We start from the raw sequence: 14625 nt of genomic DNA, 5'->3' as shown, positions 1-14625 counted from the left end.
CGGCCGTTACTCGGCCAGCCCCGTCGCGATGATCTCCCGCCCGAGACGGCTTCTGCCGTCGAGCGCTCGGTCCCGTTCCCGATAATTGAGGAGCGCCACCCCAAGAACGTCGGCCCGTTCTTGCGCGACTGGGCGCACACCGCCGCGCAAGAAGATGAGCGGCTGACGCCCATCTGTAGCTGCCAACGCCGCAGCCTTCTCCACAGCATCGACGTCGAGGTTTCCACGGCTGTTATCAACCCAGCCCAGGTAGCGAGAGCTATAGAGATCGCATGAGTTTCGTGCGGCCCCAGCGGCCACGACCGAGTCAGCTGCGCCGAGATAGATCATCCACTCTCTGCACAACTCAACTGCTTCTTCGTCCGACACTCCAGAGGGCCTCGGTCGGGGTGGTTCGCGCTCCACCCCTCCAGTGTGCCTGACACCCCCGGCCTCAACTCAAGTTCTGTTCGTCAAAGTGTGAAGTTGCCCCGCGACTTGCGCTCGCGCTCGCGCTCTTCGCGTCGTCTTATATCGACGAGGTGAGCGTTTCGTAGATGACACGCACGGGCACGAACAGATGGAGCGCTCGCTTGGAGATGCGATGGCCCAAACACTGTCGGCGGCCCACGCTAACGTTCAGCAACCAAACGAAAGTGACTGGAGTGGCAAACCACAACGACAGCGGCCCCGATAGACGGATCATTTCCGCCGACGAAAAAGGTTTGGAGTTCGCTATCCAGAGCATGGCGTCATCCCTGGCAAGCCTTCGCGCCGGTGAGACGCTTGCTGACCTGGTAGCGCGTGGACCAGACGTAATACGCGAACAAGTCGAAGCTATTGCAAAGGCCGTCCGTAAGGCGGACGCATTCGATGTCATCGAACTGATGCGGCTCCGCGAGACCCCGATCGTGCTCGAGGGCTACCGCGAGAGTCTTTCAGATCAGCGACCCGCGGCTGTCGAGCTCGTCGCATTGATTCTGCTGGCGCGAGGAATGCGCGTGCCGCCAGGCGTCGATCCGCGCGCAGCGCACCCGGCAAGAGCGATACCCGACATCCATGACAGGACGGGGACATTGCTCAGCCTGGGGCAGTTCATGCTCTTGTCGGACGGGCAGGCCGAGAAGTTTGGCCCTTTGACGAGCCTGGCCGCCACTTACGTGGGCCACGAGCTCAATGTGAAGTTCAAGCAGTACGCGCACATCCACGACGGACTGAACCATGCTCTGTTCAGCAGCGAGCACCTCGGCGCGCTTCTGGTGGAATCCCTCGGCTTTGCGTACGAGGACTTTCTGCTAGTTCGCGAGGCAATCCGAACTGTTTATCTGGATCGCTTCTTCGCGGCCCGAGACACGCTTGGAGAAGTTTCTGGGGAGTGGGAGGCGAGCGGTCGACGCGACCAGGCGCCGGAACGGGTCGAGCAGGGGAGGGCGGCGGCGGACGATCTGATGTTCTTCCCTGGAGAGCGGGCGAGTTTCACTGCAGCCGAGATCGCCGATGCCTCTGCAGTCCCCTTGGGCCGTGTCGAGCGGGTTTTGGAACGCTTCAGCGTCGCGTTAGGCGGGGAGGGCGATCCGGTCGCTGCGGTCGCGTCGTTCCTTGCCGGAGATAATCCTTTCCGGAGTGCGTCCCTAATCACCGACGGTGCCGGCAACTACATCACAATGAACGTCCCGATTGGGACTGATTGTCTCTGTCAGGTGGTCGAGGCGGGGCTCAAGGGCCACGCGGCACGATGGCGGCGGTATGAGAAGCACCGGATGATCGTAAGTGAGCAGTCGTCCATCAGGTATATGACCGAACTGCTCGGCACGGATCCGGCGCACGTGAACCTCAAGTACTTCCGACCCAACCCCGGGGTGAGTCGTGGCGAATTGTCGTCGGCCGCAACGAACATCACGTCAATCGCCGAGCAGACGGAGGCCGACGCCCTGTTCCTCGTCGAAGATGTCGCGATCTGCGTCGAAGTCAAAGGGCGGAGCGTCTCACATCAGGCTCGAGGGGGCCATGTCCAGCGACTGACTGGTGACCTTAGAGCCACGGTGGGCGACGCTACGGACCAGGCCCTGCGGCTCGAGGGGCTAATCCGCACCAACGGCGGGCTCTGGCTTGAGGACCAAACGTGGCTCGACTTGTCGGCGGTCCGGGAGGTGAGATCGGTTGCGGTTTGCCTCGACGATATGGGGCCGCTGGGGACCGCGCTGGACGAGTTGGTCCGCGGCAATGTCATCAAGTCCGATCGGTTCCCGTGGATCGTCTCTCTCCATGACCTCGCGATCATCTCGGAGGTGCTCGATCGGCCGGCAGAATTCCTGCTCTACCTTCGACGCCGCACCGAGTCTGAAGTCTCGCTGAACTATTGGGCCATCGATGAACTGGACCTGTTCATGCTCTTCCTATCGGGGCAACAATACGTGGAGCCTGATCCGGATCGCATCAGCGAGGAGTTCCTGGGCGTGCGCCGCCCAACCAACGGCGATCGGCAAAGATATCGCAGCAACGCCGTTCCGACGCGGGTGATGACGCACACCGATCCACTTGACGCATGGATCTACTTCAACGAAGGGTCAGTACGTGAGCCATCACCCAAACCCAAGTTCGAATCCCACCGCAGCGTGCTTGAACTCGTCGATTTTCTGCAGGACGGTAACAAGCCGGGGTGGTTCCGCTTCTCGGCAGATCTACTAAATCTCGTCGGGGAATCGCAAAAACGACTCGCGCGAGGGATCAACGATCTGATCGCCGCGACCAAAGCTGATAGCCGGCCCCACCACTACTTCGTCGGGCTGGCTGGCGCCTGGGGCTACCCAACTCTCTTCATCGGTACCATGCCCACGAAAATGTCCCCTAGCGATGCCAGCCGTTCCTTAGCGACATACGGAACGGCTAAGAAGCATCAGATCAAATCCGATCGAGCGTTGATGGTCCTGTTCGATCAGCGCGGAAACATCCGATCCGTTCGCTATGACAACGCTCCGCCCGGCGAACATCGCGAGCTTGATGCGCTCGGAGAGACTATCGGGCTTGTGCCAGTCGAGGTCATGGGGCGTCCCGTGCCACCGTCTGCCCGGAGGGCGACGAAACGGTTGAATCCCAGAAACAAGAAGCACCGGTAGAAGCCGATCCCGCGAGCGGACGACACTATGGTCACTAGCTGCATCGTGGGAGTCGCTGTAAGGGATCCGCTTGGGGACGTTTAGACAAGAGAATGTATCCATGACACCTCCGCCCGCGCACGTCTCTTGGATCGGGTTCACCAAGGATCAGCACGAGCTCCTCGAGTCGCTGCACTTCATCGGTAACAACGGGTGGGATCGAAACGGGCAAGCCGACGAGATGATGCCTAGGCTGCTAGAACGCGCCGCCGCCGAGGGCCTCTCGCTCGCGCGCATCAAGGAAGCCATGTCGGCGGTTGGTCACTCACAGGCGGAGCTGCACCAACTCGAGCGGTGGGAATCCAGACGCACTACCGGAAGGTTCGGGCGCTGAAAGAGACGCGGGCAACGCGACATAGACGTCCGACGTCGGGCACCCGTACGGGGACTGCCGAGGATTCGTCACCTACTCATACGATCGATCCTATGAAGACTCACAGCCTCGCCACCGCAGCGGCTTTCACCACCGTGACGCTCGCGTTGTCAGGGTGTGCGGTGAACGGGCCGGTCGCGGTCTCGTCTCACGTTGCGAGCCCCTCCGCAACGCCTACCCCCACACCGACGCCCGCGCCGCAGGCCGCTCTCGGCAGTCGAGCGAACCCGTTCCCCGTCGGCACCCCGGGCAAATACGACCCGGCCTCGGTCTGGACGTTCACCGGTCAGGCCACGAACCCGGACGCCACCGCTGAGGTAATCGCGGGTAACCAGTTCAACCAGTCGCCGCTGGCCGGCCAGACCTACGTGAAGACGAAGTTCACCATCTCCTTGGCGAACACCCCCGAGGTGGCTAACGGTGCGGACCCGGGTAGCAGCTTCCGTATCGCCTACGTCGGCAACGACGGAAACACCTACCAGGATCAGGGATGCACGCCTGCTTCACCGGAGGTGAACTACGGAAGCCTCGGCACGATGTACGGCGGCGCGACAGCGACGGGGGTCGTCTGCGTAATCGTGCCCGCCACCGCGATTCCGGGCGGCACCTGGAGCATCAACTCTCAGGTCAAGCAGGCGGTCGCATTCTTCGCAGGTGCGCCAGCCTCTTGACCATGCGCGGGAACGAGGACACTCGGTTGTTCCAGCCGATAGCGCCGAGCCACCGTCGCGGAGTCGTTTAAGACATCGACGAGCTGGCTCGCCGGCTGTCACCATTCTCAAAGCGGTGAGTAAACGGTGAGTTTGGCCAATAACCATTGAGCGGGTAGTCTGGGCGGCAGCCTTACTTCCCAGTGTTTTACTGGGATTCCGGGCCGTGCGAGTGTAGTTCAATGGTAGAACCTCAGCTTCCCAAGCTGATAGCGCGGGTTCGATTCCCGTCACTCGCTCCAGTTGTCAGTTCTTGAGCTATCTGGGCTTTTCACAGTCTTGTTGGGCCTGGGCGACAAGCATCCAGACGCACCACGTCATCGCTACTAGTCAGCGGAAACTCGTCTCTGGTTCCGTTTGAGGGGATTCTCTGCACGATCCAGCGCCGCCTTCGGCGCGCCACCGAGCCAAGCGCTTGCAATGTCGCACGCTGCCCATAAGCTGATCCACTGCTCAAAGCACTGAGCCTTCGCGATTGGAGTCCGTGGTGGAAATGCTTGTTGCAACGTTTGGCGTCGTCAACGTTCTGTTGCTCATCGTCCTGGGCGTGCTCATCGTTTCGTTCCGCTCTCGTCAGGGCCAAGCGACCGACCTGGCGCCCGTTCGCGAGGACGCCCTTGCATTGAAGAGCGAGTTGCGAAGTGACCTGTCTGCTCAGCGGCACGAGCTTCGTGAGGTCATCATGGGCGTTCAGCAGCAACTGGAGCAGCGTCTGATGAGCTCGTCACAGGCGCAATCGGACGAACTCGCGCGCGACCGCGCCGAGCGGGTGGAAGCGCAGAAGCGCCTAGACGCCAGCCTTACCAGCGGGCTGGCCGAGATCGCGGAACGGATGGACGCCAACTCCCGCTCGGTGGGCGCATCGAACACCGAGTTCCGAACCTCTATCGAGTCTCGCCTCGACACCCAGCGAACACTCCTCGACGAGAAACTGGAACTGATCAGAGGCACGGTGGACGAGAAGCTGCAGGGAACCCTGAGCGAGTCTCTTCGTGAGAACGCCGCCAAGATCCAGGAGCTGACTGCCGCCCACGCGGCCAAGCACATCGAGATCCAGTCACTGCTTCGCGACGAACTCGAGAAGATGCGACAGGGCAATGAGACCAAGCTCGAGAAGATGCGCGAAACAGTTGACGAGAAGCTGCAAGGGACCTTGGAGAAGCGTCTCGGCGACTCGTTCGCCCTGGTGAGCGAACGACTGGAGCAGGTTCAGAAGGGATTGGGCGAGATGCAGAATCTCGCCTCCGATGTCGGCGGCCTCAAGCGCGTCCTGACGAACGTCAAGAACCGCGGAAGCTGGGGCGAGGTCCAGTTGTCACGTCAGCTTGACGACATCCTCACTCCCGGTCAGTACGAGCAGAACGTCGTCATCAAGGCGGGCACGCAGGAGAGCGTCGAGTTCGCTGTTCGGCTCCCGGGACGAGACGACAACCAGCGGCCGGTGTACCTGCCGATCGACTCAAAGTTCCCGCAGGAGGATTACGAACGGCTTCTCGAAGCCCAGGAGCGCGGGGAGAAGGCGGAGATCGACGCCGCAAGCAAGGGCTTGGAGCGTGCCGTCCTGGCGCAGGCGAAGATCATCGCATCGAAGTACATCGACCCGCCGCAGACAACCGACTTCGCCATCATGTACCTCCCCACGGAGGGCTTGTTCGCCGAAGTCGTGCGTCAACCCGGTCTGGCGAGCAAGCTCCAAGGCGAGTTGCGCGTCCTGGTGACGGGCCCGACGACGCTCATGTCGCTCCTCAACAGCCTCCAGATGGGATTCCGCTCGCTAGCCATCGAGAAGCGCAGCTCGGAAGTGTGGCAGGTGCTGAGCGCCGCAAAGACGGAGTTTCAGAAGTACGGCCAGGTGTGGGACAAGCTGGGCAAGCAGCTCCAGACCGCGCAGAAGACAGTCGACGAGGCGGGCAGACGAACGCGCGCGGTCGAGCGGAAGCTGCGCGCCGTCGAGGTCACCGAGATCGAGCCCGTCGAAGACGTGCTGTCGACCGCTCTCATGGCGCCGACGGACGACCTCGATACGACGGACCTCGATGAGCTCGACGCCGATCTTGCCGGGGTCTAGCGCCTCCCCAAGGTCGGAAGTCCGCCGCTCGACGCCCGCACGCTCTGCGAGCCTCCGAGCTCGTCCTGCAAGCGCGTCCGGTGCTGCTCTCTCTCGGCACGCTCCGACTCACGGATGGTCGCTCTCTCAGCCAGCGATCCCGCGTGCCGGGCGCGCTCCGCGTCCCGCAGAACCTGCTCCTTGGCACGCCGCTGTCGTTCTTCGGCGACTTTGACGGGCTCGGTGACCGAGCCGGCCAGCTTGCCTGCGCTTAGGCACGGTTTCCCTTTCTTCGTGTGAGCGGGAACCCGACCGGATTCACCGATCCGCACATGCTGGCCACACGTCTTGCATACTCGGACTCCCGAGACGCGATTCGGCATTGCTCAACCTCTCTGTTGGCGATACGAAGCCGGCGGACGTCAGGCGACTTCGCTGTCGCCGTCTCCGTTCATCCGCCGCAGGATCCCGACGATCTCGTCGATGTCGAACTCCGGGAACAACGAATCCGGCCCCGCAGGCGCGTGGTCGATGTACGGCGACTCGTACAGGCGGGCGGGGTCCATCCGGCCATTTCTCGTGAGTTCCTCGACGATGAGGCCGACAAAGCGGATCTGCTCGGCCGTGAAGGCGCTGCCGTCCAGATAGCGCTCGAAGGTGCTGCGAACGTAGTCGCGGTCGAGGCCGACCAAGGAACGGATGAACGCTGTCAGGCCACCGGTCTCGGCCTCCGCGCGCGAGATGTCCGCTTCGTTTCCCCCGGCATCGGCGAGCATCGACTGCAGCGCCTGCAGGTCCGTCTCGGTCAACGGGCGTCCGCGGCGGAGCCGCTGCAGGGCGACATGATCTTCATGCGCACGGAGATACGTCTGGGCTTTCGACCGGAACCGATCGAAGTCCATTCCGGGAGTGACGCCGGGCAACGCGATCTCGGTGGCCTCGCCGAGCACATCCTCCAGATCGACGTACACCGGGTCCCGGCCGCTTGGCTCGAGGAATCGCATGAGTCCACGGAGGCGAAGGCGAGCGAGCTCCAGCATGCCGACCGTCACATCCACCCACCAATCGTCGCCTGCGACCGCTTCGAGCAGGACCGCCTGCTCCATGACCGAGGGGATAGCGGTCTTGGTCAGCAGCCTGGCAGCGATGTCCTGAACGGTCCGTCGAAGACGGTCGGAATGGCTTTGGTCGCCCTCGAGCTGCGCGAGCTGGCGGCGCAGTATGAGGAGGTCGAGTCGCTTCGCCAGTTCGTCGCTCTCCCGCACTGCGCTTGGCAACCCGGCAAGCGATGCAGCGAGCTCGACGTCGGCGGCAGAGAGCGAATCCCAGACCTGCGCGGACGCGAACCGCTCGACAGCCATCCGGTGCGGGCGCACGAGGAAGTTCTCAAGGTTCATCCCCGCGATCGTCTCGCGGAGGCCGGATACGGTCGCCGCCCGGAGCTTCGGGTCGACATCGCCGACGGCTCCGACGAGTGCGACACGCGCCTCGAAAATCCGCTGCGACAGCGACGCCTGAACCTGCCCCTCCGCTCCCGGGAGGTCTTGGCTGAAGAACTCGAGGTTGCCGCAGAAGTCGAACACCAGGAAGTCCCGCTTGTCCTGACCAGGCCCGAACACGTCGGGACTCAGCCGGGTTCCCCGGCCGATCATCTGCCAGAACTTGGCCTTGGACCGGACCGCCTTGAAGAAGACAAGGTTGAGCACCTCGGGAACGTCGATACCGGTATCGAGCATGTCGACACTGATCGCGATGTCAGGCTGCTTGCCCGGCTGGGAGAAGTCGTCGATCAACGACTGCGCGTACGAAGCCTGGTAAGTGATCACCTGCGCCGACTTACCCGCGGACTCCGGATAGGCGATGTCGAAACGCTCCTTGATGCGCTCGGCATGCCGCTGGTTGGCGGCGAAAATGATGGTCTTGCCCAGCCGGTCACCGCCAGCGACGCGGTACCCGCGCGTCATCAACGTCTCCAGTACCTTGTCGATGGTGTCGTCGTTATAGAGGAAGCTGTTCAACTCGGCCGCACCGACCTCGGACGGAATCACGCCGTCCTCGCCCCAGTCGGCGCTGTCCCACTGGTCCTTCTCCTCCTCGGTCAGGTCGTCGTACCGGATGCCCTGGCGCATGAACTTCGTCGGAACCGCGATGGCGCGAGGCGGCACGAGGTAGCCGTCGTGGACGGCTTCGTCCAGGCCGTACGCGTCGGTGGGGACGCCGTTCTCGAGGTGGAAGAGGCGGTAGGTGTTGTGATCCACCTCATCCTTCGGCGTTGCGGTGAGGCCCACCAGCATGGCGTCGAAGTACCGGAAGATCGCACCGTACTTGGCGTAGATCGAGCGATGCGCCTCATCGACGACGATGAGGTCGAAATAGCCAGGGCCGAATCGGCGGCCTCGGTCGTCTACCTCGTCGATGAGGTTCATCATGGTCGGGTATGTCGAGACGTAAACGCGTCCCTCCGCGGTTCTCTCGGTAACCAGGTCGACAGTGGTGGAGCCGGGGAGGTGCTCCCGGAACGCGCGGGCCGCCTGCTTCACCAACGCGGTGCGGTCGGCGAGGAACAGCACCCGCTTCGCCCAGCCACGCTCCTGAACCTGCTTGACCAGCGCGATGACGGTGCGCGTCTTACCCGAGCCGGTCGCCATCACGAGAAGTGCCGAACGTTCCTTCTTGTCGAAGGCGCCTCCGACCGCCTTGATGGCGCGAAGCTGATACGGCCGCTCGACGATGGCGCCGTCGACCATGGCCGACGAGAGCGGGAGTCGTGTCTGTCGGCGCTGCACCGCGAGCTCGAGTTCGTCCTTGGTCATGAAACCCGAGACGGCTCGTGGCGGGTATCCGGCTGCGTCGTCCCAGAGCCAGTGCTCATAGCCGTTCGTGTAGTAGATGACCGGGCGGCGCCCCGTCATCCCCTCCAGCGCGTCGGCGTACAGCTCTGCCTGGCGTTGGCCGGCCTGAGCCGATCTCCTCGTCCGCTTGGCTTCCACGACCGCCAGCGGTAGACCATCGGGACCCCAGAGGACGTAGTCCGCGAATCCGAAGCCTTGCGGGCTCGGGACGGGCGCGACGCGATATTCGACCGACGCCGCGTCGCTGAACGGGCCGGGAGCGTCCGACCCAAGCACCTGCCAGCCGGCCTCGCGCAGCAGGAGGTCGATGAAGAGGTCTCGTGTCGCTGCCTCGTCATAGTCGTGGTCGTCCGGTTTCGCGGCGGCCTGGGCGGCGGCGATCTGCGCCTTCAGTGCCTCGATCTCTGCGTCCTTGGCGGCGGCGAGCTCATCGCGTTCGGCGAGCGCCTTCGCGTGCGCTTCGTCCTGCTGACGGAACTTCGCGGCCAGCTGCCGCACCTGATCACGCGTCAGCGGGGCTGCCTTCTCGGCAAGGGACGGATCGAACTGCGCACCGGTGGGAACCGCCTCTGGACGTGCCGAGTAGTGGAGCCCGGCCCAGACCATCAGGTGAAAGACCTCACGCAATGCGCCGAGCGCGTCGCGTGTGGACGGCGGAGCCGCCTTGTGCACTGCGTCGTTGCCCAGCCGTCGGACGAGGTTCAGCTTGCCCACGACCGCCGGTCCGGCTTTCGCCTTGAACGCCGGGTCATTCGTCTTGGCCGCCAGATCGTCACGATACGGAAGAGGCAACCCCATGACATCGAAGAGGTAGTCGGCCAGCTGCTCGACCACCCGGCGACCGTAGAAGCACGCTGACCGCGGATCGGTCGTGAGATACGACTCCGCATGGGCGCACTCGGCATGCAGCTCAGGCAGGGCGTCGCGAACGAACGCGAAGTTACTCACGGTCAGAGCTTCCCAGAGAACGCCCGTGATTGTAGGGAGGCGAACAGCTCGTCGTCGGCGGCGAGGGCGCGCTGAACGGCGTCGCGTTGGGCGTCGATGCGCTCTGCGCGAGCTGCGAACGTCCGCTGGGAGTCGAGGGTTGGGACGGCCAACATCAGGCTTCGCACGTCCGTCTGGTTGATACTTGCCTGGTTGATCGCTTTCTTCGCCTTGCGTAGCACCTGTCGCTTGTATGAATCCGTCTGCATCCAAGCCACGATGAATCCTGGCAACACCTTCCCGGAATCCACTCGAAGACGCATCATATTGGACTCGTAGACAGAAGGTTCTTCCAGGCGCCGGACGAGAGCTGACTTACCGAGATGCGATAGGGCGTTCACCCGATTGATGATGATGTCGCCGGCCTGAAGGCCAAAGCGAGATGTCTCGCTCTCTGACAGGCGGACTCTCTGCCATCGCTCGGCGTGAATGACTCCCGCGTCAAAGCTGTCGATGCGGAGAATCGGTGAGCCTGATCCGTAGTCGGCCGCTGGCTTGTAGAGCCCATTGGTGGGGCCGTCGCTGATTAACTCGCCGAACGGCACCGATGCCTCAAGGCCTCCAAACATATCCACGAAGAGCGCCAAACGGAGGGCGTCCAGGCGGGCGAGGGTGGCCTCGCGCTTCGCGCGGATCACGTCAGCAGCATCGAGGATGGCGGCGATGCGGCGCTGCTCGTCGAGTGACGGGATGGCGAGGTCTAGGGCAAGAAATGAAGCCTCTTTCACACGGTTCTGTCCGGAGGCTCCCGCGCTGATCCGTTCAAGTTCACGACGGAACCGAGGCGTCTGCACGAAGAAACTAAGAAAGGTTGGGTTCAACGTGCTTCGATCTATTTCGAAGATCGGGAACTCGTTGGTGACAACCACGCCGTCGAGCTCCGCTGGGATAACGGCCATCGCGCCCCGACGCGCCCAGATACGCGAAAAGACGAACTGCCCCGCCCTACCGCGGTTGCCGATGAATGGCTTCGGCGCCTTGCCGTCGCCGATCGTTCGCTGTACAGCGCCCTTACCGTGCAGCCTCACCGAGATGAGTTTCACGGTGGCCGGATCATCGACGCGTACTGGGTCGTCCACCGGCCGGAGCATCTCACCAAGTCTTGTCACGCCAGCAGCCCCTTCAACTCCGCGACCCCGGCCTCAATCTCCGCGTTGAGCGTCTCGATGTCGGCCAGGATTTCCATCGGGTCGCGGTGCTCGACCTCGTCGTGCACCACCTCCTTGTAGCGGTTGATCGACAGGTCGTAACCCTGCGCGACGATGTCGGCCTTGGGCACGGTGAACGACTGCTCCGTGCGCTCCCGCGAGCGCTCCGAGCCGGCGCGCTCGACCCAGCGGGCGCGCACGTCCGGCAGGTCGTTCGCCTCCACCGGGTTGCGCTTGTCGTCGAGGGAGAAGCCGTCGGCCTGCACGTCGTAGAACCACACGTCGTCCGTGCCGCCTGAGTCCGTCTTGGTGAAGCAGAGGATCGCCGTCGACACTCCTGCGTACGGGCGGAACACACCGCTGGGCAGCTTGATCACGGCATCCAGCTTCTGGTCGTCGATCAGTGCCTGGCGCAGAGCCTTGTGCGCCTTGGTCGAGCCGAAGAGCACGCCGTCCGGGACGATGACCGCGGCGCGGCCGCCAGGCTTGAGCACCTTGAGGAAGAGCGCGAGGAAGAGCAGCTCAGACTTCTTGGTGTTCGCGACCCGGGTGAGGTCCTTGGCGATGCCCTCCGCATCCACGCTGCCGGCGAAGGGCGGGTTCGCGAGGATCAGGCTGAACTTCGCCACGTCCGCACCACCGGATAGGGAGTCTTGGTAGCGGATGTCGGGGGCTTCCACGCCGTGCATCAGCATGTTCATCGAGCCGATGCGCAGCATGGTCTGGTCGAAGTCGTAGCCGTGGAACATCGACTCGTGGAAGTGCTTTCGCTGAGTCGCGTCCAGCAGCGCGTCCGCGTGATGCTCCCGCACGTATTCGCTGGCTGCCACCAGGAAACCGGCCGTGCCGCACGCGGGATCGACGATCTCATCGCCGGGTTGCGGAGCCATGAGGTCGACCATGAGTTGGATGATGTGCCGCGGGGTGCGGAACTGACCGTTGGTACCGGCCGAGGCGATCTTCGAGAGCAGGTACTCGTAGAGGTCGCCGTTGGTGTCGCGTTCGTCCATCGGGATCTCCGCGACCATGTCCACGACGCGGCTCAGTAGCGCGGGCGTCGGAATGGTGAAGCGCGCATCCTTCATGTGCTCCGAGTAAGTGGACCCATCGCCGCCCAGGTTGCGCAGGAAAGGGAAGACCTCTTCCCCGACGACCTTGAACATCTGGTCGGCTTCAGCGTTCTTGAAGTGACTCCAGCGCAGGTGCTGCTGGTCGGGGCCGAAGATGCTGCGCTCATGCGCGCCGGTGACCCGCGCCTTCTTCTCGGCGAGCGTCTGCAGGTCGTCGAGGCGCCGGATGAACAACAGATAGGTGATCTGCTCGATCACTTCGAGCGGGTTGCTGATCCCTCCGGCCCAGAATGCGTCCCAGACGCGGTTGACCCTGCTCTTCAGTTCTCCCGTAATCACGCTTCATTTTCTCCCAGCGCCAGTGGGCTCACGGGATCGGCTTCCCGGGCGCCCGTGCCGTTCTTGACGTTTTCCGCGAACATCTTCGCGAAGTCGACCAGTTTCTCGACATTGTCGAGGTCGATGTCGCCCTTGAAAATCCTCTCCGTGGTGACGCGCCAGCTCTCTCCGAGCACACCGGTGATGCCCGCTGCGACTCCGGCCGAGATCATGAGACCGACTCCCGGTACGAGCTTGATCAGGTTGGCTGCAGCGATCTTGCCGCCCGCGGCAGCCGCGACTGGCGTGGCCGCCAGCAACTTGGCCGCCTTCTCCTTCGGGATGTCATAGATGCCCGCGATCTTCGCCATGAGGGCGGCCTGTGCCGGGACGAGGAGCGCCGCGTCTGCAAGCGGAATCGGGGTGGCGCCCACGCCGCCTGCGAAGGCCACTGCACCGGCGATCCAGGACCGCGCGTAGCGCGCCTTGATCGAAAGGTCGATCTTCTGCGCCGAGGCGAGGGCGATGCGCTGGGCCTCTGGCACAACGCGGTACGTGACGTCGAGGAGACTTTCGAGCCCGTACTGGCCAGTGCCGTTGAACTTGTCATCGACGGCAGATGTCATCACCGGACGGCCGGTGACGATGGGCAGCTTCATGTTCTCGATCGCGTCTGCAAGAGCCTGCGCCGCCGGGTCAACCTGCCCGTCGCGCACGTTGACCTTCGTCAGAACGAGGACGACCGGGATCCCATGCGCGGCGATCTTCTCGATGACGTTCCGCTGTCCCTCCTCGAGTCGATCCGTCCTGCTGTTCACGCAGTACCAGGCGACATGGATGAGTGCAGCCAAGTCGCCCTTACGGTTACGGCCGAGCCGTCGTGCAATGTCCCGGATCGGAGACTTGTCCCCGATCTCGAGGCCGGCGCCGTCGTAGACGGCGAGAGTTCCGGCGGCGTTGACGTACAACTCCGTCTTGTCGGTCACTGGCTCGCCGACACCGGTTTCAGCCACTTGCTCGCCGAAGATGGCATTGAGCAGGGTCGACTTGCCTGCGCCGGTGGCGCCGTACAGGGCGACATTGGCTCGGTCAGTCGTCGCCTCCGCCTCCTCGGTCAGTGCGGCCTCGAAATCCTCTTCCTCACGCATAACAGCAATCATGCCGGGGCGAAGGGTGATCGGTGGGCCGTGGCCCCAGGATTGGGGAGGCGCGTCGGCGAGTACGGCCCACGGTCGGCGACTACGACAACCTAGGGCAGGAGGCCTGCGAGCGCCGTCACCATCGTTTGCGTGATGTTGCGTCCCGTGCGCGCGTACAAAGGACGCAAGGCCGTTCGTGCGTCTGCGGTGTGCACGAACCCTTGGGTATCGAACACGGCCACCACGTCGTCGCCGCGTCTGAGCGCCCAGAATCGGCCCGGCACGAAAAACTCTGCGAAGCGCGAACTCATCAGGAATGCGTGGAAATCGGCAACGTCGCGAAACACTTCAGGTAACGGCGACTTGTTCTGATCCATGCCAATCGTGTCGAGAATCGGGATCGCATAGCCAGAGGAGCCGGGTGTCAGCATCCTCAGGTCCCATCGTGACCGATCGTTGACCAGGTAATTCATGAGGGCCGCCATTACCCGCAGAGTCACGACCCGAGCGCTGCTCGCCGGAGCCTTGATCGCGGGCGTCAGACCAGCGACTTCCTCGATCCGCTTGACCGCCTCATGAGGATTCTCCTGGGACATCAACTCACCGACCTCGGTGAAGTGGATGTGGTCGGGGTGCACATGCACGCTGCCAACACGGTTCAAGTCGATATGTACGGGGCCGTGAGAGCCATCCCCGAACAGCGACAGACAGTCGTAGAACCCGTCGTTCGGATACGTCTCCCTCAGTTCGAGCTTGGGATTGCGTCGCACCAGTTCACTCGCCAACCACCAATACGAAGCAAGCTTGTACCGACCAGCCACCTCGGAAAGAGCACTCATGACTTGAG

10 protein-coding genes and 1 tRNA gene are annotated in these 14625 nt (G+C 63.3%); 5 read left to right on the top strand and 6 right to left on the bottom strand.

Annotated features, from left to right (window positions below; genetic code table 11):
* Positions 1–6: 6 nt before the first annotated feature.
* A complete protein-coding gene (locus ACF1AJ_RS15500) occupies positions 7–369 on the bottom strand; it encodes a hypothetical protein (protein ID WP_391508154.1) in 363 nt (120 codons plus the stop codon).
* Between the two features lie 275 nt (positions 370–644).
* On the opposite strand from ACF1AJ_RS15500, the gene ACF1AJ_RS15495 reads away from it, so the two are divergent.
* The 5 genes from ACF1AJ_RS15495 to rmuC all read left to right on the top strand — a co-directional run bounded on the left by ACF1AJ_RS15495 (position 645) and on the right by rmuC (position 6285).
* Positions 645–3095 (top strand): hypothetical protein, encoded by a 2451-nt coding sequence (locus tag ACF1AJ_RS15495; protein ID WP_391508153.1) that lies wholly within the window; start codon positions 645–647, stop codon positions 3093–3095.
* Positions 3096–3195: 100 nt separating this feature from the next.
* Positions 3196–3468, top strand: coding sequence for a hypothetical protein (locus tag ACF1AJ_RS15490; protein ID WP_391508152.1), 273 nt, complete (start codon positions 3196–3198; stop codon positions 3466–3468).
* 92 nt (positions 3469–3560) lie between these two features.
* Positions 3561–4178 (top strand): hypothetical protein, encoded by a 618-nt coding sequence (locus ACF1AJ_RS15485; RefSeq protein ID WP_391508151.1) that lies wholly within the window; start codon positions 3561–3563, stop codon positions 4176–4178.
* Between the two features lie 207 nt (positions 4179–4385).
* Positions 4386–4459, top strand: a tRNA-Gly gene (locus ACF1AJ_RS15480).
* A gap of 242 nt (positions 4460–4701) precedes the next feature.
* Positions 4702–6285 carry a DNA recombination protein RmuC gene (rmuC, locus tag ACF1AJ_RS15475; RefSeq protein ID WP_391508775.1) on the top strand — a complete coding sequence of 528 codons (1584 nt, stop codon included), beginning with the start codon at positions 4702–4704 and terminating at the stop codon, positions 6283–6285.
* A gap of 401 nt (positions 6286–6686) precedes the next feature.
* On the opposite strand, the gene ACF1AJ_RS15470 is transcribed toward rmuC, so the two are convergent.
* The 5 genes from ACF1AJ_RS15470 to ACF1AJ_RS15450 all read right to left on the bottom strand — a co-directional run bounded on the left by ACF1AJ_RS15470 (position 6687) and on the right by ACF1AJ_RS15450 (position 14617).
* A complete protein-coding gene (locus tag ACF1AJ_RS15470; RefSeq protein ID WP_391508150.1) occupies positions 6687–10064 on the bottom strand; it encodes a DEAD/DEAH box helicase family protein in 3378 nt (1125 codons plus the stop codon).
* A gap of 2 nt (positions 10065–10066) precedes the next feature.
* Positions 10067–11182, bottom strand: coding sequence for a hypothetical protein (locus tag ACF1AJ_RS15465; RefSeq protein WP_391508149.1), 1116 nt, complete (start codon positions 11180–11182; stop codon positions 10067–10069).
* Positions 11183–11208: 26 nt separating this feature from the next.
* Complete coding sequence (locus ACF1AJ_RS15460; RefSeq protein WP_391508148.1) at positions 11209–12660, bottom strand: N-6 DNA methylase; 1452 nt, start codon at positions 12658–12660, stop codon at positions 11209–11211.
* Positions 12657–13787, bottom strand: a complete 1131-nt coding sequence (locus ACF1AJ_RS15455) for a GTPase family protein (protein ID WP_391508147.1) — start codon at positions 13785–13787, stop codon at positions 12657–12659. Before ACF1AJ_RS15455 ends, ACF1AJ_RS15460 begins: the two co-directional genes overlap by 4 nt.
* A gap of 101 nt (positions 13788–13888) precedes the next feature.
* Complete coding sequence (locus ACF1AJ_RS15450) at positions 13889–14617, bottom strand: hypothetical protein (protein WP_391508146.1); 729 nt, start codon at positions 14615–14617, stop codon at positions 13889–13891.
* Positions 14618–14625: the final 8 nt, after the last annotated feature.

Origin of the sequence: Leifsonia sp. NPDC014704 (assembly GCF_043083605.1) — a bacterium.
Classification (GTDB): Bacteria; Actinomycetota; Actinomycetes; order Actinomycetales; family Microbacteriaceae; genus Leifsonia.
Note: the sequence above shows the minus strand (reverse complement) of the source record. Positions and strands in the feature narration are given on the sequence as shown.